The sequence below is a fragment of the Herbaspirillum sp. YR522 genome (assembly GCF_000282575.1).
In the GTDB taxonomy this organism is placed as follows: domain Bacteria; phylum Pseudomonadota; class Gammaproteobacteria; order Burkholderiales; family Burkholderiaceae_D; genus Herbaspirillum.
The window spans coordinates 14,286-33,028 of record NZ_AKJA01000015.1 but is presented as its reverse complement, the minus strand read 5'-3'; the positions used below and the strand labels follow the sequence as shown (position 1 = coordinate 33,028).

The window sequence follows — 18,743 nt, the reverse complement described above, 5'->3', positions numbered from 1 at the left end:
TGCGGGGCGTACCCAACGAATCGAGAGCCCATGACCACACCCAACGACATCGCCGCCAACCCCCTGCTCGATTTCTCGGGCTATGCCCAGTTCGAGGCCATCAAGCCCGAGCACGTCACCCCGGCCGTGGACAAGCTGCTGGCCGACGCTGCCCGGCTGGTGACCGAACTGGAGGCACCGATGGCCGAGGTCACCTGGGACAACTTCGTCGAGCCGCTGGAATCGGCCACCGAAAAACTGGGACGCGCCTGGAGCGTGGTCGGGCACCTGAACTCGGTGATGGACACGCCCGAGCTGCGTGCGACCTACAACGAGAACCAGCCGCGCCTGGTGGAATTCTGGACCGATCTCGGCCAGAACCTGGCGCTGTTCGACAAGTACAAGGCGCTGCAGGCCAGCCCGGCCTTTGCCCGGCTATCGCCGGCGCGGCGCCGGGTGGTCGACAACGCCGTGCGCGACTTCCGCCTGTCCGGTGCCGAATTGCCGGCCGAGCAGAAGGAACGCTTTGCCGAGATCCAGGAGCAGCACGCTGCGCTGACCACCCGTTTCTCCGAAAACGTGCTCGACGCCACCAATGATTTCGCCCTGTTCGTGGACGACGAGGCCGAACTGGCCGGCTTGCCCGACGACGTCAGGCAGGCCGCGCGCGCGGGGGCCGAGAAGGACGGCAAGCCGGGCTTCAAGTTCACGCTGCATTTCCCTTCGTACTTCCCGGTACTGCAATATGCAGACAACCGGGCGCTGCGCGAGAAGATCTACCGCGCCAATGCGACCAAGGCGTCCGAACTGGGCGGCAAGCCCGACTGGGACAACAGCGCCAACATCGACGACATCCTGCGCCTGCGCAAGGAAGAAGCACAGCTGCTGGGCTATGCCAACTTCGCCGAGGTCTCGCTGGTGCCGAAGATGGCGCAGTCGCCGGCCGAGGTGATCGCGTTCCTGGAAGACCTGGGCCAGCGCGCCCGTCCGTTCGGCGAAAAGGACTACCAGGAGCTCAAGGACTTCGCCCGCGAAAAGCTGGGACTGGACACGCTGCAGGCCTGGGACAGCACCTATGCATCCGAAAAGCTGCGTGAGCAGCGCTATGCCTTCTCCGAGCAGGAACTGAAGCAGTACTTCCCCGAACCACGCGTGGTGGGCGGCCTGTTCCAGGTGGCGCAACAGTTGTTCGGCGTGAGCATCAAGGCCGATACGGCGCCGGTATGGCACAAGGACGTCAAGTTCTATCGCATCGAACGCGACGGCCAACTGGTCGGCCAGTTCTATCTCGACCTGTATGCGCGCAGCGGCAAGCGCGGCGGCGCCTGGATGGACGACGCCCGGGCCCGGCGCCTGACGGCCAGCGGTGTACAGACCCCGATCGCCTATCTGGTGTGCAACTTCACCGAACCGGTCGTGGTAGATGGAGTGGCGCGTGCGGCGCTGTTTACCCACGACGAAGTCATTACCCTGTTCCATGAGTTCGGACATGGCCTGCATCACATGCTGACCCAGGTTGACGAAGTGGGGGTTTCGGGCATTTCGGGCGTCGAATGGGACGCGGTCGAGTTGCCCTCGCAGTTCATGGAAAACTTCTGCTGGGAGTGGGACGTGCTGCAGCAGCTGACCTCGCACGCCGAGACCGGCGCCCAGCTGCCGCGCACGCTGTACGACAAGATGATTGCCGCCAAGAACTTCCAGTCCGGGCTGCAGACACTGCGCCAGGTCGAGTTCTCGCTGTTCGACATGCTGATCCACCACGAATATGAAGTCGGTGGCGGCCAGACCGTGCAGCAACTGCTCGATGCCGTGCGCGAGCGCATTGCCGTGATCCGGCCGCCCGAATTCAACCGCTTCCAGCATTCGTTCTCGCACATCTTCGCCGGCGGCTACGCGGCCGGTTACTACAGCTACAAGTGGGCCGAGGTGCTGTCTGCCGACGCCTATGGTGCCTTCGAGGAGGCCGCGGCCGAGAGTGGCAACGTGGTGTCGCTGGAAACCGGGCGCCGCTTCCAGCAAGAGATCCTGGCGGTCGGCGGCTCGCGCCCGGCAATCGAGTCGTTCAAGGCCTTCCGTGGGCGCGAGCCCAGCATCGATGCGTTGCTGCGCCACAGCGGCATGGCTGCCTGACCGGCTGCGGCACGCGGGGAGGCGCCCGGTCTTGGCGCCTCCCCGATCCGGGGCGCCGAACTTCATCGCCGCACCCCACGGCGGCGGCAGTGGCTTTATACTTCCGCCATGACCCGTATCGACTTCCATAGCAACGTCCCGCAGAAGATCGCCTATGTCTGCCGCCTGGTGCGCAAGGCCCATGCCGCCGGCAGCAAGATCGTGCTGCGCGCGACCGATGCGCAAGAGCTGCAGCAACTGGACCAGGCCCTGTGGACCTTTTCCGAGCAGGACTTCCTGCCCCACGTCGGCGCCGGCGATGCGCTTGCAGCGCAAACCCCGATCATCCTGACCGCCCGCGACGATCTCGAATTGCCGCACCACCAGGTGCTGATCAACCTGTCGGCGCAGACGCCGTCGAACTTCGCCCGCTTCGAACGCATGCTCGAGATCGTGGCCGACCAGGAAGCCGACCGCAGCGCCGGGCGCGAGCGCTACCGCTTCTATAAAGAACGCGGCTATCCGCTCAATCACTTCGTGGCCAGTTGAACCCGCCATGAACCACGACGACCACAACATTCCGCTGCTGACCGAGATCATCCCGGTGGCGCCCCAGGTGCTGCCGCAGCAGTCGATACCGATGCCCCCGGCCTATGTGGCGCAAGCCGACGCCGGCGCCCCCGATTACGCCTCTGCCCCCCAGCCCGGTGCTTTCTGGCAGGCGCCGGAAAGCGCCAATTACCAGCCGCCGGCACAATCGTTCGCGCCCGAGCCGTTCAGCCCGGTGGCCGAGCAATATCGCAACTGGGAACAGGAAATTCGCGAAAACGTGCTGCAGAACCTGCTGGCGCAAGCCGATACCGTGGTGCAGCAGCACTTGCGTGACCAACTGGCGCTGACGATGGACAACCTGGGCGACATACTGACGCAGCGCATCAAGGAAGGCCTGCGCCAGGCGCTGGCCGAAACCGTCACCCGCGCGGTGGCGGAAGAAATGGCCCGATTCACTTCTTCAAAAAACCAAAGCTGACTGCCTTTTTCTTTCATTTTTAAATAAAATCTGCCACTGCGCTTAATATATTCAAAATACACTGGCCGGAATTGGCGACATCGACAATCCGGATATTCTTACAATACCTGCACGCATTTCCATCGATGACGATGGAATGAACACAAGCATTCTGGCAACACGGCGCCGCCGTGATCCAGTTCACGCAGAGACCGGGAGAGTGAGATGAAAGTGATCGTATTGGGCGCAGGCATTATCGGGACCGCTTCCGCCTGGTTCCTCAGCAAGCAAGGGTACGACGTCACCGTCATCGAACGCCAACCGGGCGCCGCGCAGGAGACCAGCTTTGCCAACGGTTGCCAGATCTCGGTCTCGCATGCCGAACCCTGGGCCAACCCGGCGGCCCCGATGAAGGTATTGAAATGGCTGGGCAAGGAAGACGCGCCTCTGCTGTACCGCTTCCGCCCCGAATGGCTGCAGTGGAAATGGGCCGTGAGCTTCCTGCGCGAATGCACCGCCGCCCGCACCGACCGGAACATCCGCAACATCGTCGCGCTGTGTGAATACAGCCGCCAGACCCTGCAGGCCGTGCGGGCCGAGACCGGCATCGGTTACGACCATCTCACGCGTGGCATCCTGCATTTCTATACCGAGGAAAAGGAATTCGAAGAGTCGCTGCCGGCGGCCAAGCTGATGCGCGACCTCGGCTGCCCGCGCGAATCGATCAGCGCCGACGAAGTGGTGCGCATCGAGCCGGCACTGGCGTCGATTCGCAACAAGATCGTCGGCGGCGACTTCACCGCCACCGACGAATCGGGCGACGTCTACAAGCTCACCACCGGCCTGGCTGCCAGGAGCGCCGAGGCCGGCGTCGCGTTTCGCTATTCGACCTCGGTCACCCGCCTGATCACCACCGGCACCGGCGCCGCCGCCCGCGTCACGGGGGTCGAGGTGATCAATCCGGACGGCCGCCATGAGGTGTTGACGGCCGATATCTTCGTCGTCGCCATGGGCAGTTTTTCACAGCAGCTGGTCAAGCCATTGGGTATCGACCTGCTGCTGTACCCGGGCAAGGGCTACTCGGCCACCTACCGGGTCACCAATCCCGATGCCGCTCCCACCGTATCGCTCACCGACGACGGCTACAAGCTGGTGGTGTCGCGCCTGGGCGACCGGCTGCGGGTGGCCGGCACCTGCGAATTGAACGGCTACGGCCGCGAGCTCAACACCACCCGCTGCGAAGCCATCACGCGCCGCACCCGCGAGCTGTTCCCCGAGGGCTGCGACTATGAAAACCCGACCTACTGGACCGGCCTGCGCCCGCTCACGCCATCCAACGTGCCCTATGTCGGCAAGACCCGCATCGACAACCTGTTCCTCAATACCGGCCACGGCACCCTGGGCTGGACCATGGGCTGCGGCTCGGGCCGCGCCATTGCCGAGATCGTGGCCGGCCGGGTGCCCGAGATCGACTTCGCCTTCACCGGCCTGCCGCGCTGGAACCGGGGTCCGCACATCATCCAGCAGGCGGCCTGAAGCGACCCTTGCCGCAACATCGACGACGGACCGGGCGCCTGCGCCCGGTCCGTTTTTCCATCCGACCCTTGATATGGCGCAGGGCAGCAGCGCAAAGCCGGGGCGGGCCGGCTGCGTTGACATTTGCTTGCACGGCGTTGGTGTAGAATCCTTGGCTTGCCCAGCGCCTGGCGCCGGCACAAAGGGGAGCGAGCCTAACTCATCAGCGCGTATCTTTCGCCCTACGGCGGCGTTCTGCACTTGATCTCCCCCTATCCGAGACCATATGGCATCCATGCCAATGCCGCAGGCCACGCCGGCCTGCGGCCTGCACCATCAAGAGGACCATGCAATGAAGTGGGCGATCGTATTCATCTACCTGTTTTCCATTCTCTTCATCCACTTCCGCGGGCGCGTGCGGCTGCCGTTCCTGCGCCAGTTCTTCGATCATTCGTCGATCATGTCGCCGATCAACCTGTTCATGTACGCCTTCTCGCGCGTGCCGCCGGTGCCCTACCCGTCGGTCAGGCAGTTCGACGACCTGGCCCTCATCGACGCCAACTGGGAAATCATCCGTGACGAAGCCGTGGCGCTGCAGAACCTGGCCAAGATCAAGGCCGCCGAGAAGAACGACGATGCCGGCTTCAATTCATTCTTCAAGGCCGGCTGGAAACGCTTCTACCTGAAGTGGTACAACGCCAGCCACCCCTCGGCCGAGAAATTCTGCCCGCGCACGGTCGAGATCCTGCGCCGCATTCCCAGCGTCAAGGCCGCCATGTTTGCCGAGCTGGCCCCGGGCGGCACCCTCAATCCGCACCGCGATCCGTATGCCGGCTCGCTGCGCTATCACCTGGGCCTGGTGACGCCCAACGACGACCGCTGCTTCATCGAGGTCGACGGCCAGCGCTACAGCTGGCGCGACGGCAAGAGCGTGGTGTTCGACGAGACCTTCATCCACTGGGCCCAGAATGGCGCCGAGACGAACCGTATCATCCTGTTCTGCGACGTCGAGCGCCCGCTGCGTTATCGCTGGGCCGAGGCCATCAATCAATGGCTCGGTCGCACCATGATGACGGCGGCGGCGTCGCCCAATGAAACGGGCGACCAGACCGGGCGCGTCAACAAGCTGTTCCGCTTCGTCTGGCTGGCCGGGCAATATCGCCGCCGCTTCAAGAACTGGAACAAGACCGCCTATCGCATCACCAAGTTCGGTCTCATCATCGCGGTGGCCCTGCTGATCATCTACGCCTGACAACGAGCGGGCGTACCGCCCTCCCCTCTGAAAAAATCCGCCCGCCGCCCGCCGGGCGGTTTTTTTTCACGGCTCGCGCTGCGCCAGATGGAACTTCCCATGCGCCAGATGCATTTAGAAAGAGGGGCAGGACTCACCATCGCAACGTAACCGCTGCACGCGCTGCGACAACATTTCTGCACGGAAATGGAAACGGAACTTTCGGTTTCAAAGTAAAGAAACTGCTTCATCCTAGTGCGTGCGAACGTGTAAAATCATCTCGCTTCCTGGCTTGCTTGATGGCGTGATTCTTGCATGGTGCTGATACATTGCGTGAATGGTGAAGCCGACTCCGAGTACCGACCATACATAGAACAATGGGCTCATGCAGGACATCGACGACGAGATGAAAAAACCGCTGCTCAAGCATCTGGTAGAAATCACCGCCCACCGGGAACACTCCCGCCTGGCAGTTTCCGTCATCTCGGCGCTCTATCAGCTGACCAATGTCCAGGCCATCCGCATGCTGGAAATCTTCACCATGCGCGACGAGCACTATGTGCAGGAAAAAATGGTCATCCGCGATGGCGCCGTGCATACCATCGATGACCACACCAGCGAAGACCTGAAGGAGCCGCTGGCCAGCTTTCCGGCCATGATGGCGTGCATCCGCAACCACCTCAACGAATACCTCGAGACCGCCGACGACGGCTCGCACGTGCTATGGCTACCGGTCTGGCTGCATGGCAAGATGAATTCGTGCGTCGAGATCCGCAGCGACCGTCCGTTCGAGCAGCAGATAATGGACGTCATCCACGGCATCTTCCACGTCTACTGCAACTACCAGAGCCTGCTCGACTACAGCGAGCGTGACGCGCTCACGGGGCTGTTCAACCGCAAGACCTTCGACGAGCAGTTCACCCGTTATGCCTTCGCCATCGCACCGGCCGAATCGCATGCGCTGGACAAGGATGATCGCCGCCACGACGGCGAGGTCATCGACGAACCCAAGGGCCACTGGCTGGCGGTGGTCGACATCGACCATTTCAAGCAGGTCAACGATCGCTACGGCCATCTGTATGGCGATGAAGTGCTGATCCTGATGGCCAATATCCTGCGCGCGTCGTTTCGCAGCCACGACCGCATCTTCCGTTTTGGCGGCGAGGAATTCGTGATCCTGCTGCGCGCCACCACGCTGACCGACGCCCGCAAGATCTTCGACCGCTTCCGCCAGAACGTGCAGGAGTACGACTTCCCGCAGGTCGGCAAGGTCACGGTCAGCCTGGGCTTCGTGGGCATCTCCCGCGAAACCCCGGTGGTGATCCTGGGCCACGCCGACCAGGCGCTCTATCACGCCAAGAAAAGCGGCCGCAACCGCATCTGCTTCTATGAAGAACTGGTCGATTCGGGCGTCCTGACCTCCGGCATCACGACCAACGACACGGTCGAGTTCTTCTGACCGGGCGGGCGCACCGCGCCTGCCCGCCCTTGCCGCCCTTGCCGCCCTTGCCGCCCTTGCCGCCCTTGCCGGCATCGATTTCATCTCCCGCGATAAAGTTGTCGCCTACAGCGATAGGGTTATATGCGATCCAAGCTCATGCGTTTGCCGCATTCGCCCATGTCGTAAAAGCATGAGACAGGGTGCCGCGCGTTTCGTATGATCGTCGCCGTTGATGTCTCTCATACGATGCGAACCGTATCCTATGGCCGTCAACCCAACCAATAATCAAACAACGACGACGGGCACCGCTGGCGCCCGCTTGCTCGTGTCACCGGAGACCTTCAAGATGCAACACGCAACATTCAAGCAATTGGGCATGGTAATGGTGCTGTCGGCAGCGTTCGCGGCCGGCGTCCAGGCCCAGGACAAAAAACCCAACGTGGTCGTCATCGGCACCGGCGGCACCATTGCCGGCGCGGGCGCCTCCAGCGTCAACACCGCCGCCTACCAATCGGCGGTGGTACCGGTGGACAAGATCATCGCGGCGGTACCCGAAGTGAGCAAGATCGCCAATGTGCGCGGCGAGCAGATCTTCCAGATCGGCAGCGAGAGCTTCAACGACCAGCGCCTGCTGACGCTGGGCAAGCGGGTGTCGCAGTTGCTCAAGCAGGATGACGTGGACGGCATCGTGATCACCCATGGCACCGACACCATCGAAGAGACCGCCTACTTCCTCAACCTGGTGCTCAAGAGCGCCAAGCCGGTGGTGGTGGTGGGCTCGATGCGCCCCGGCACCGCGCTGGGCGCGGACGGCGCATTGAACCTGTATGACGCGGTGCTGGTGGCGGGCAGCAAGGAGGCGGCCGGCAAGGGTACGCTGGTGGTGATGAACGACGAGATCCATTCGGGACGCGACGTCACCAAGAGCAACAGCTTCAAGGTCGAGACCTTCCGCTCGCCCTATGGCCCGCTGGGCTACGTGGTCGAGAACAAGCTGAGCTTCTATCGCCTGCCGGCTCGCCCGCACACCACGCAGACCGAATTCGATATCGACAAGATCGACACCCTGCCGCGGGTGGACATCGCCTATAACTACGGCAACGTCAGTCGCGCCGCCTACGATGCGTTCGTCAACGCCGGCGCCCGCGCGATCATCCATGATGGTACCGGCAACGGTAGCGTGGCCGAGCAGATCGTGCCGGTGCTGCAGGAAGTGCGCAGCAAGGGCATACAGGTCATCCGCGCCAGTCGCACCGGCAGCGGCGTGGTCATTCGCAACGGCGAGCAGCCCGATGACAAGTATGACTGGGTGGTGACGGACGACCAGAACGCACAGAAGGCGCGCATCCTGGCCGAGCTGGCATTGACACGCACCAACGACAGCAAGCAACTGCAACAGATCATGTGGAAATACTGATCAGGTCGAAGGCAGGATGATGCACCGCCGCGCGAGCCGCCGACGAGCCAAGCCCGTCAGCGTTGCAACGGTGCAATAGCGCGATAGTGTCGTCCAGCAGCACGGGACGCCACTATCTGCGACACTATCCGGAACACGGCGCGCGACCTGCAGTGCGCCGCAGCGCGAGTTCGTGCTTGGCCGGAACGATGCACGGTCGCCCCGGTCAGAGCAGGCTAACGGTCAGGAGATCACCATGGACAAGAAACTCAGCTTGCTTACCAGCATCACCGAACTCAAGAGAACCCACGACGCGGCGTCGGTGCTGCTGTCGGGGTTGATGATGGAAGCGGTGCGCGCGGTGCGCAACGAGAATTCGGTACCGACGCTCAAGACCGTGCGCCAGTACCGTAAGGCGGTGAAAGACCTCAAACTGCAGTGCCTTCAGGTCGAGATGATCCTGGCCGAACTGGATATCGCGCAACACGTGCATTGAGACCCGGACGCTATGCCGTATCAGCGTCCACCGCCACCGCCGCCGGCGCCACCACCGGCCCCACCTCCGGCACCCGCACCCCCTGCGGCACCGCCGGCACCGCCGGTTGCGCCACCGCCACTGGACCCACCTGCGCCCGCGCCGAACCCGCCAGAACCCGTTGCGCCACCGGAGGTACCGCCAGAGGCGCCACCGATCGATCCTGCGCTACCGGTACCACCGGTGCCGGTCGACCCTGTCCCGGTGCCTGTACCACCGGTGCTCGATCCGGTAGGAACGGCCGTGCTGCCACTGGTGCCGGCAGTTCCGGTCCCCGCAGTGCCTGTCCCGTTAGTGCCGGTCCCGGTGGTGCCAGTGCCGGTCGCACCGGTGCCGGTGGTTCCCGACCCCGTAGTGCCGGTCGCACCCATGGTACCGGTTGCGGTGCCATTGCCGGCGTTATAGCCGCCGGCTCCGGTTCCGTTGGAGCTGCCGCCCACGCCGCCGGTCTGTGCCACCGCCGACAGGCTCAGCAGGGTTGCTGCCAGCAGGGTTGCAGATTTCTTCATTGTGCCGTGTTTCATGTTTTCTCCTCCTCGAGATGAATGGGATGCGGGGTGACGCACTTACTGTCATCCCGACCCATCCAGTCTAGGAAAGGCGAGCCCCGGGCGGCAGTCGGTGCGGCACCTGTTCGCAAGTGGGAATCGACCACCGACGACGTCGGCAGGATCGGACAATTGCGGGTTCAAACCACGACGGCTTCGGCCACGATGCGCACCGGTATCGACTTGGCGGCAGGCACCTTGCTCTCCTTGGCGTGATGAAACAGCGGCACCAGCGGATTGAGCTCGGGAAAGTACCCCATCACGCAGCCGACCGGGATATCGAACGGTTCCAGCCGCAGGCGCGCCACTCGCCGCTGCACGCCATCGTCGGACACCGTCTCGGCGGCCGCCATGGTGCCCGGGACCAATCCCAGCGTGTCCATGTCGGCACGGTTCATCAGCAACACGCGACGGGTACCGAACACGCCGCGGAAGCGGTCGTCGAGACCGTAGACGGTGGTGTTGAACTGGCTGTCCCCGCGCACCGTCATCAGGCGCAGCACGCCTGGCGCATCGGCCGGCATGTCGGGATCGGGATCGAGCCCTGCGGGCACGATGAAGTTGGCCAGCTGGTTGGGCGTCTTCCACTTGCGTTCACGCGCGGCCAGCGGCCGCGAAAAGCCGCCCGGTTTCCACATGCGTCGGTTGAAGTCACGAAAGATGTCCGGCCAGGTGGCCTCGATGGCGTCGCGCACGCGCCCATAGTCGGCCACCCAGGCGTCCCAGTCGACCTGGGGATTGGGTGGCAGGATGCGCTTGGCTACCTCGGCCACGATGGCCGCCTCCGACAACAGGTGCTCCGAAGCCGGATCGACCATGCCGCGCGAACCGTGCATGCAGCCGGTGCTGTCCTCGATCGATACCGCCTGCGCTCCGCTGGCTTGCCGGTCGATCTCGATGCGCCCCAGGCAAGGCAACAGGTAGGAGCATTTTCCGTGCACGATCACGCTGCGGTTGAGCTTGGTCACCACCTGCACTGTCAACGGTATCTCGCGCCAGGCCGGCTCGACCTGGTCATGGTCGGGAATGGCGCGTACGAAGTTACCACCCAGCATGAAGAAGGCCGAGATGTTGCCCTGCTGGACCTGCTCGCAGACCTCCACGGTATTGAGCCCCTTGTCCATCGGCGGCTCGAAATGGTAGAGCTCGCGCAGCCGGTCATTGGGCACCAATTCAGGCTTTTCGGTAATGCCCACGGTGCGCTGGCCCTGCACGTTGGAGTGGCCGCGAATGGGGCAGATGCCGGCACCGGGCTTGCCGATATTGCCGCGCATGAGCAGCAGGTTGGCCAACATGCCGATGGTGCGCACCGCCTCGCGATGCTGTGTCACGCCCATGCCGTACATCAGCATGGCGGCGTTGGCGCCGGCATAGGTAGCGGCTGCCGCTTCGAGCTCGGCGCGGGTGACGCCGCTGTGCAATTCGATGTCGTCCCATCCGGTGCTGCGCACGACCGCTTCGAACTGGGGAAAGCCGGCGGTGTGCTGCTTGATGAAATCGACGTCGAGGATGCGCGGGCGCCGCGCAGCCTGCGCCGCATCGTCCAGCGCCAGCAGGTGCTTGGCCATGCCGATGACCGCGGCGGTGTCGCCGCCGATCTTGATCTGTACGTATTGCGAGCTGATCGCGGTGCGCGCCGGGGTCAGCATCTCCAGCGCCGACTGCGGATTGACGAAACTGACCAGGCCGCGCTCGCGCAGTGGATTGAAGGTGATCACCGGCACCCCGCGCTTGCGTACCTCTTCCAGCGGATGCAACATGCGCGGCGCATTGGTGCCGGTGTTGTGACCGAAGAAGAGGATACAGTCGGTCTTCTCGAAGTCTTCCAGCCCGACCGTGCCGACCGGTACGCCGATGCTCTTGGGCAAGGCCACCGAGGTCGACTCGTGGCACATGTTGGAACTGTCAGGCAAGTTGTTGGTGCCGAACATGCGCGCCATCAACTGGTACATGTAGGACGTCTCCAGCGACGCCCGGCCCGAGGCATAGAACACCACCCGCTTGGGGTCCATGTCGCGCAACCTGGCGCCGATATCGTCGAAGGCTTCCTGCCACGACACCGGTACGTAGCGGTCGCTACCGGCGTCGTAGCGCATCGGATGCGTGAGACGTCCCGTGGCCTCCAGTTCGAGGTCGTTCCAGGACAGCATGTCCGATACGGTGTGCTGGGCGAACAGCTCGGGCGTGGCGCGGCGATCGGTGATTTCCCAGGCGGTGGCCCGGGCGCCGTTCTCGCAGAATTCGAACAGGTGCGGATCGGACGGCTTGGCCCAGGAGCAACTGACGCAGGCGAAGCCATCGGGCTTGTTCTGCTTCATCAACACCCGCGTGCCGCTGCCCACCACATGTTCGTGCATCAGGCTCGACGCCAGCGCCTTGACCGAGCCCCAGCCACCGGCCGAATTGTTATAGCTGTGGAAGGTGGCTTCTTCCGGGATGTCCTTGGTTTTCATTTGCGATGTTCCTGCTCGGTTGGTCTGAAGGTGTAGCGGTTCAATCGGGCAAGTCGTCCAGGCTGGCGGGCTCGTCGATGCTGCGGCCGTTATGGGCCGCGCGCAAGCGCTTGGACACCTCGTAGGCGGCCCGCCGTACCCGCATCACGGAACCCAATGGACGATGTTCGGCAATGCCGTGCCAGGGGCTGAACGACATGCCGTCGTCGACCGCGTACGAGCGCGGACCGCTCCAGGCCACCTGGCGTGGCACGGTAATGCGTGCCACCGGCAGGAAGGGACTGACGTCCTCGGGCCAGACGACGGCGGCATCCTCGATCGGCATCTTCTGCAGATCGGTGCACAGTTGCACCCGTACCTCCCATTGCGCCTCGCACGCGCCAAAGAACCCGATGACGGCATCGCGCAAGCCATCCGGGTTGTCCTTGAGATCGACCGGGCTGCCGTCGAGCGCCTGCAGCTCTGGCGACACCGGTGCCACCGAGATCTTGGCCATGTAGGGTCCGAACAGCACCGGCACCTGGCTGTAGTAGGTCTCGCCCAGCGGGTGGGTGATCGGGTGCCCGCCCAGCGCGATCAACTTGCTGCTCTCGATACCGGCCGACTCCAGCATGCTCTCGGCACCCCGCAGCACGGCCGACAGGACCTTCTTGAGTTCCGGCGCCTTGTCGGTGGTGGCGGCCAGCAGCTTCAGGTTGCCCAGGAACTTCTTCGCCCCCGACACCGAGAACGAAGGGCCGTTGATCAGCACCAGGTCCTGCGTGACGGCGCCTTCGCTGCCGGGCAGGCGGGCACCCTCGACGCCGACGATCTTGATGGCCATGCCGCGCGGCGTCGACACCTTGTCGTCCAGCACATCGCCGGGCGAAGTCGACAGCCGCATCAATACCGGATAACGCGCGGGCCGGGCGAAGACACCCTGCGCCAGCGCCGTCGGCAAGCCGGGCAGCACTTCGATCTCGCCGCGCAGCAAGCCATGGCTCTTGGCGTGGACCGCGCGCTGTGCATGTTCGGAATGACGGAAGACCGTCTCGGAAATCTTGGTCAGGGCATCGATCAGGCCGGCTTCGGTCTGCGGTTCATCGGGCTCCATGGTTTCGAAGGCGGGGTCATAGACGACGGGAGCATCAAGGTGGCGATCGGACGATTGCATGGCTGCCTCTATTCTGGAAAATGGACACGACAATGGAATGCGACATCACGGATGGGCATGCCCGATCATAGGCGGCGCCGGCCAGGCATGCGATCAGCCTCGACCTCAGCCGGCTGTCGGTGCTTTCCCACCTTCGGGCGCCACTTTCTTGATGAGCTTGGCCACTCGTGCGGCGCGTCAAAGTCCTACGTCAAACGCCGGGCCGCGCCGACATCCAACCGCCGGGCGGGCCCGCATACTGCCCATGTCCGGCGATCCGCCCCTGGCGACATCGCGACCAAACCAACAACAACCCCATTCGCCGGGAGCAGCATGAACAGCCACGCCAATCACCACCACCTGGGCCTGCCCGCCAGCATCGCGCAGCGCGTCACGGCGCCGCTGGCGCAGTGCAGCCAATCCGATTTGCCCGACCTGGTGGGCGAACTGCTGTGCCAGCTGGTCGACGACGGCCTGGATGCCTTGCCGCTACCCGGCGAAGGCGACACCCTGCACCGCTGGCGGGTGCTGGCGGCGGTGTCCGGGCTGGACCTGTCGCTGGCCAAGTTGTTCGAAGCCCATACCGATGCCCTGTCCATCCTCGCCCAGGCAGGTGAAGACGACCTGCCGCATCTGGCGGTATGGGGGGTATGGTGCGCGGAATCGCCCCAGGCCATGCTCAAGGTGCAGGCCCTGCCCAATGAAAACCGATTGCTGCTCAATGGCGAAAAGCACTGGTGCTCCGGTGCCCACGTCGTCAGCCATGGCCTGCTCAGCTATCGCGATGAACAGGGACGCTCGTGCCTGGCCGCGCTGGACCTGGACCAGGCTGGGGTGGAGATCATCGATGACGACTGGCTGGCCGTGGGCATGGCGGCCACCCGCACGGCCCGCCTGCGCCTGAAGAATGCATCCGCGCGCCCGGTGGGCACACCCGATTTCTACCTGCGGCGCCCCGGCTTCTGGCAAGGCGGTGCCGGCATTGCCGCCTGTTGGTTCGGTGCCGCCGCAGCGCTGGCCGACCATCTGCGCGGCCAGCTTGTCCAGCGCCATGACGAGCATGCGCTGGCGCGCCTGGGTAACACCGAATGCACCTTGCACGCTGCGGCGCAATGCCTGCGCACGGCCGCGCGCTGGATCGACAGCAACCCCACCGCCGACGCCATGCGCATGACGCTGCGTGCACGCCTGACGGTGGAAGCCGCCGCCCGGCAGACCATCGACGACATCGGCGCGGCATTGGGTCCGCGTCCGTATTGCGCCGAGCGTCGCAGCGCCCGGCTGCTGGCCGACCTGCCGGTGTTCCTGCGCCAGAGTCACGCCGGGCGTGACCTGGCCCAGCTTGGTACGACCTGTCTCGACACGGAGCAAACCCCATGGCAACTCTGAATCTACCGACCGCAGCACGTTTCATCGATATCGTCGGCGGCACCGCCGAACACGAATGGCAAGCCTGCCCCGCGCTGCAGGCGCTGCCCGAGCTGGAGCTGTGCCACCTGGTACCACCCCGTTCGCGCGCCGTGATACTGGCACCGCACCCGGACGACGAGACGCTGGGCTGCGGCGGGCTGATGGCCCGACTGGCCACGATGATGCGCAACATTACCGTCATTGCCGTGAGCGACGGCGAAGGCAGTCACCCGACCTCCTCCCCGCTGGCGCCCCAACTGCCACGGCTGCGCGCGGCAGAACGCCAGGATGCGCTGCGCTGCCTGGGAGCGGGACAGGCCGAAGTGCTGCGCGCCGGCATCGCCGATGGCCGCGTGCAACGCGATCGCGAACAGTTCAAGGCCTGGCTCAAGGCGCGCCTGCTGCCCACCGATATCGTGTTCGCCCCATGGCGCCTGGATGGCCATCCCGACCATGAAGCGGTGGGCAACGTCGCCGCCGAACTGGAGCATGAACTGGGTTGCAAGCTGATCGAAGTACCGATCTGGGGTTGGCATTGGGCCGATCCGCAGGGACGCTCCATCCCCTGGGGGCGCGCCCGCAAGCTGGCCCTCGATCCTGCCAGCGAATGGAAGAAGCGACGTGCGCTGCGCTGCTACCGCAGCCAGGTCGCACCCGACGGCGAGCGCGCCGAGGTCCTGCCGGCTGCCGTACTGGCGCACTTCGTGCGTCCCTATGAGGTGTTGTTCGTATGAACGCCGAAGATCCGCCGCTGTCGCTGCAGGTCGCTGGCGTGGCCGGCCCGGCCAGCCATTTCGACCAGTTGTATGCCGCCAGCAATGATCCCTGGCACTACGGCGACAGCTGGTACGAGCAGCGTAAGCGCGCCATCTTGTTGGGGATCCTGCCAAACCCGCGCTTCAAGGCGGTCTACGAACCCGGCTGCGGCAACGGCGAACTGACATTGGCCCTGGCGCCCCGCTGCGACCGCTTGATGGCATCGGATTTCTGCCAGCAGGCAGTCGATATCGCACGCGAGCGCACGCGTGATCTGCCACACGTCAGCGTACGGCGCGAGAGCTTGCCAGAGCAATGGCCGGCGTTGTCGTCGACTTCGCCGGCGTTCGACCTGGTACTACTATCGGAGCTTTGCTATTACTTCGATGCCATGCAACTGGTGGAGATATCGGCGCTGGCCGTGGCCAGCCTGGCGCCAGGCGGCCACCTGCTGGCTTGCCACTGGAAAAAGGAATTCGATGACCGCCTGCAGCCGACGCGCTCGATGCATCGGCTGTTGGACCGCAATGGCCGGCTGCGCCACAAGGCCTGCTACGAAGACGACGATTTCCTGCTCGACCTGTGGGAAAAACACTAAGAACGGCAAGGAGACCCGCCATGATCGGCATCGTGATTCCCGCACATAACGAAGAACAGTACCTGGCCGCCTGCCTGTGCGCAGCACGGGTGGCCGCGTCGCATCCACGACTGGACGCCGAACCGGTGCGCATCGTGGTGGCACTGGATGCCTGCACCGATGCATCGGGCCGCGTAGCGCAGCACCACGGCGCGGCCGTCACCCACCTGCAGGCGCGCAATGTCGGCATGGCGCGTGCGCATGGGGCACGCATGCTGCTTAACGAAGGTGCGCGCTGGCTGGCCTTTACCGACGCCGACAGCACCGTATGGCCGGACTGGCTGGCGGCGCAACTGATGCTGGGTGCCGACGCCGTCTGCGGCACCGTGGCGGTACACGACTGGGGCGCGCATACACCGAAGGTAGCGGCACACTTTGCCCAGACCTATCAGGATCGCGATGGCCACCGGCATATCCACGGCGCCAACTTCGGCATTTCTGCCAAGGCCTACGAGCAGGTGGGCGGTTTCAGTCCGCTCGCTTGTCACGAGGACGTGGCGATGGTCGAGGCGCTGATGGCGTCGGGGCTGCAGATCGCCTGGAGCGCCCAGCCGCGCGTGACCACCAGTGCGCGCATGGCAAGCAAGGCACCGGGCGGTTTCGGCGATACCCTGCGCGCCTGGGCCTGATAGCCTGATCGGTCATTGAAAACCCGTTCGGACCGGGCAGTTCCGCAGGGCTATCGACGACCGCCACCACACCGGCACCAGCGCCTCCGATACGCCGCCCGGGCAGCTACTCACCCCGGCCGGGAGATGGAAATGGACAAACGGCTGCCCCAAGACAATGAACGCCGCATAGCGGCGTTCATTTCTTCATATCTCCATATCTTCGTTACTTCTGCATCGCCTCGATCATGGCGGCAGATCACCCACCGACGGCATGCGGTTCTTCGGCGGATCGGCTTCGGGACTTTCATATGTCGGCACGCCGGTGGCCGAATGCAGCTTCGGCGACCAGCCCTTGACCAGCGAGTTGCCGAGATCGCCTAAGGTCGGCGTGCCACCTGCACGCAGGGTCTTGCGTACTTTCCAGGCGGCCAGTACGCCCAGTGTCAGACCCAGCATCTGGATTGCCTTGAGCTTCATGATGTTTCCCTTCCTAGGTTGATGAATCAGTGGCCGCTGCCCTGCACCTGCTGCACCGCGTCCTGCGCCTGCGCCAGGTTGCCCTGGTTGTCGTGCAGCGCACTGACCAGTTTCTGGCGCACGGCGCGCGAACCGAAGTTGTTGGCGTAGATCCAGGTGAATTCGGCGCCCAGCAGGAAGATCTGCGCCGAATAATAGATCCACACCAGCAGCAGCGCGAACGACCCGGCCGCGCCGAAGCCCGAGGTCATGCCGGTGCTGCCGAGATACAGGCCGATCAGGTACTTGCCGATGATGAACAGGATGGTGGTCGCCACCGCGCCGATCCAGACATCGCGCCATGACAGCGTCACGCGCGGCATGAACTTGTAGATCACCGAGAACAGCGTCGAGAACACCACGAACGACAACGCGAAGTTGAGCGCCTGCAATACCAGTTGCCACCCCTCGAACCAGCCGCCCCACCAGCGCCCGAGCGCCGCCAACCCGGCGCTGACGACCAGCGAAATGATCAGCATGAAACCCAGTCCCAGGATCAAGCCGAACGATAGCAGGCGCGTACGCAGCAATTGCCATATACCGCTCTTGCGGGCGACCGCCGGGATGCGCCAGATGCGGTCGAGCGCGCTTTGCAGTTCGGAAAACACCGCCGTCGCACCCACCGCCAGCGTGACCAGGCTGATGGCTGCCGCAATCATGCCTTCGCGCGGCTCGCTGGCCGACTTGACCAGCCCCTGAATGGCGATCGCGCCTTCGGTGCCGACGATGTCGCGGATCTGGTTGACGATCGCCCCTTGCGCGGCGTCGTGGCCGAATACCATGCCGGCCACGGCAATGGCGATCACCAGCATCGGCGCAATCGAGAAGATGGTGTAGTAGGCGATCGCCGCGCCCATGCTGGGGGCGAAATCATCGAGCCAGGCATTGACGGCGGCGACCGTCATTTGCCAGCCCTGCTGCAGGCGGGTGCCGCCCTTGAGCATCTTGACCTCGGCCGCAGGGTCGAGGTAGTCGGCGGGCGACGGTTCGATGTCGGCCTTGATGATGCCCATGCGCGTACTGGCGGCATGCACGCGCCTGGCTTGCTGGACCTCATCGTCGAGCTGGGCGCGGGGCGTATTGCTCTTGCGATAGGCCGCCACCAGCGGCAGCAACAAGGTGGCCAGGCGAATGGCACGTTCGATGCCGTGTGGCTTGCCGTCATCCTGCAGCCGGCTGTAGCGCACCGGCTTGACGCCCGACGCCGGCGGCGTGACCTCGACGGGCTTGGCCGCCCGGACCGGCTTGCCGGGGACCGCGCGATGGCGTCGGCGCGCCAGCCAGATACCCAGCCCGGCACTCAGCACCGAACCGGCCACCAAGCCGCCGACGCTCGGGTTGTCGTGCGGCGCATCGGGCTTGGCCGGGAGCGCTTGGGCATCGGGCGCGGCTTCACGCCGGCCGTGCAGAAAATCATAGGGTTGGCTGCTCATCATCGATCTCGCGCAATGCCTCCGCCAATGGA

General features: G+C 64.4%; 17 protein-coding genes. 12 read left to right on the top strand and 5 right to left on the bottom strand.

The window, feature by feature from the left end; translation table 11 throughout:
• Positions 1-30 precede the first annotated feature (30 nt).
• From PMI40_RS02465 to PMI40_RS02430, 8 genes are all read left to right on the top strand, one after another.
• Entirely contained in the window at positions 31-2,109 is a 2,079-nt protein-coding gene (locus PMI40_RS02465; protein WP_008111773.1) for a M3 family metallopeptidase, read from the top strand.
• A 108-nt stretch (positions 2,110-2,217) separates the two neighbouring features.
• A complete protein-coding gene (locus tag PMI40_RS02460) occupies positions 2,218-2,637 on the top strand; it encodes a DNA polymerase III subunit chi (protein ID WP_008111772.1) in 420 nt (139 codons plus the stop codon).
• Between the two features lie 7 nt (positions 2,638-2,644).
• Positions 2,645-3,118 carry a hypothetical protein gene (locus PMI40_RS02455; protein ID WP_008111770.1) on the top strand — a complete coding sequence of 158 codons (474 nt, stop codon included), beginning with the start codon at positions 2,645-2,647 and terminating at the stop codon, positions 3,116-3,118.
• A 204-nt stretch (positions 3,119-3,322) separates the two neighbouring features.
• Positions 3,323-4,633, top strand: a complete 1,311-nt coding sequence (locus PMI40_RS02450) for a D-amino acid dehydrogenase (RefSeq protein ID WP_008111768.1) — start codon at positions 3,323-3,325, stop codon at positions 4,631-4,633.
• A 331-nt stretch (positions 4,634-4,964) separates the two neighbouring features.
• Positions 4,965-5,864 (top strand): lipid A hydroxylase LpxO, encoded by a 900-nt coding sequence (lpxO, locus tag PMI40_RS02445; RefSeq protein WP_008111766.1) that lies wholly within the window; start codon positions 4,965-4,967, stop codon positions 5,862-5,864.
• Positions 5,865-6,228: 364 nt separating this feature from the next.
• Positions 6,229-7,302: a GGDEF domain-containing protein gene (locus tag PMI40_RS02440; protein ID WP_008111764.1), complete on the top strand. Its 1,074-nt coding sequence runs from the start codon at positions 6,229-6,231 to the stop codon at positions 7,300-7,302.
• 328 nt (positions 7,303-7,630) lie between these two features.
• Entirely contained in the window at positions 7,631-8,701 is a 1,071-nt protein-coding gene (locus PMI40_RS02435) for an asparaginase (protein WP_008111761.1), read from the top strand.
• Positions 8,702-8,936: 235 nt separating this feature from the next.
• The gene (locus tag PMI40_RS02430) at positions 8,937-9,176 is read left to right on the top strand and encodes a hypothetical protein (RefSeq protein ID WP_008111759.1); all 240 of its coding nucleotides are present in this window, start codon (positions 8,937-8,939) and stop codon (positions 9,174-9,176) included.
• A 20-nt stretch (positions 9,177-9,196) separates the two neighbouring features.
• Here the strand turns inward: PMI40_RS02430 and PMI40_RS23655 are convergent, their stop codons facing one another.
• From PMI40_RS23655 to PMI40_RS02415, 3 genes are all read right to left on the bottom strand, one after another.
• Positions 9,197-9,739 (bottom strand): hypothetical protein, encoded by a 543-nt coding sequence (locus PMI40_RS23655; RefSeq protein ID WP_008111757.1) that lies wholly within the window; start codon positions 9,737-9,739, stop codon positions 9,197-9,199.
• Between the two features lie 164 nt (positions 9,740-9,903).
• Complete coding sequence (locus tag PMI40_RS02420) at positions 9,904-12,216, bottom strand: FdhF/YdeP family oxidoreductase (protein ID WP_008111754.1); 2,313 nt, start codon at positions 12,214-12,216, stop codon at positions 9,904-9,906.
• Between the two features lie 40 nt (positions 12,217-12,256).
• Positions 12,257-13,369, bottom strand: a complete 1,113-nt coding sequence (locus tag PMI40_RS02415; RefSeq protein WP_008111752.1) for a catalase family protein — start codon at positions 13,367-13,369, stop codon at positions 12,257-12,259.
• A 312-nt stretch (positions 13,370-13,681) separates the two neighbouring features.
• Here PMI40_RS02415 and PMI40_RS02410 point away from each other — a divergent pair, with 312 nt between their 5' ends.
• The 4 genes from PMI40_RS02410 to PMI40_RS02395 are packed head-to-tail and all read left to right on the top strand — an operon-like array spanning position 13,682 to position 16,780.
• Positions 13,682-14,737, top strand: a complete 1,056-nt coding sequence (locus PMI40_RS02410) for a hypothetical protein (protein ID WP_008111750.1) — start codon at positions 13,682-13,684, stop codon at positions 14,735-14,737.
• Positions 14,725-15,492, top strand: a complete 768-nt coding sequence (locus tag PMI40_RS02405) for a PIG-L deacetylase family protein (RefSeq protein ID WP_008111748.1) — start codon at positions 14,725-14,727, stop codon at positions 15,490-15,492. The genes PMI40_RS02410 and PMI40_RS02405 overlap by 13 nt, the downstream gene beginning before the upstream one ends.
• Positions 15,489-16,112, top strand: coding sequence for a class I SAM-dependent methyltransferase (locus PMI40_RS02400; RefSeq protein WP_008111746.1), 624 nt, complete (start codon positions 15,489-15,491; stop codon positions 16,110-16,112). Before PMI40_RS02405 ends, PMI40_RS02400 begins: the two co-directional genes overlap by 4 nt.
• A 20-nt stretch (positions 16,113-16,132) precedes the next feature.
• Positions 16,133-16,780: a glycosyltransferase family 2 protein gene (locus tag PMI40_RS02395; RefSeq protein ID WP_008111744.1), complete on the top strand. Its 648-nt coding sequence runs from the start codon at positions 16,133-16,135 to the stop codon at positions 16,778-16,780.
• Positions 16,781-17,005: 225 nt separating this feature from the next.
• On the opposite strand, the gene PMI40_RS02390 is transcribed toward PMI40_RS02395, so the two are convergent.
• Positions 17,006-17,239 (bottom strand): hypothetical protein, encoded by a 234-nt coding sequence (locus PMI40_RS02390; RefSeq protein WP_008111742.1) that lies wholly within the window; start codon positions 17,237-17,239, stop codon positions 17,006-17,008.
• 26 nt (positions 17,240-17,265) lie between these two features.
• On the bottom strand, positions 17,266-18,711 hold the full coding sequence (locus tag PMI40_RS02385; RefSeq protein WP_008111741.1) for a YihY/virulence factor BrkB family protein: 1,446 nt from the start codon (positions 18,709-18,711) through the stop codon (positions 17,266-17,268).
• Between the last annotated feature and the right edge of the window lie 32 nt (positions 18,712-18,743).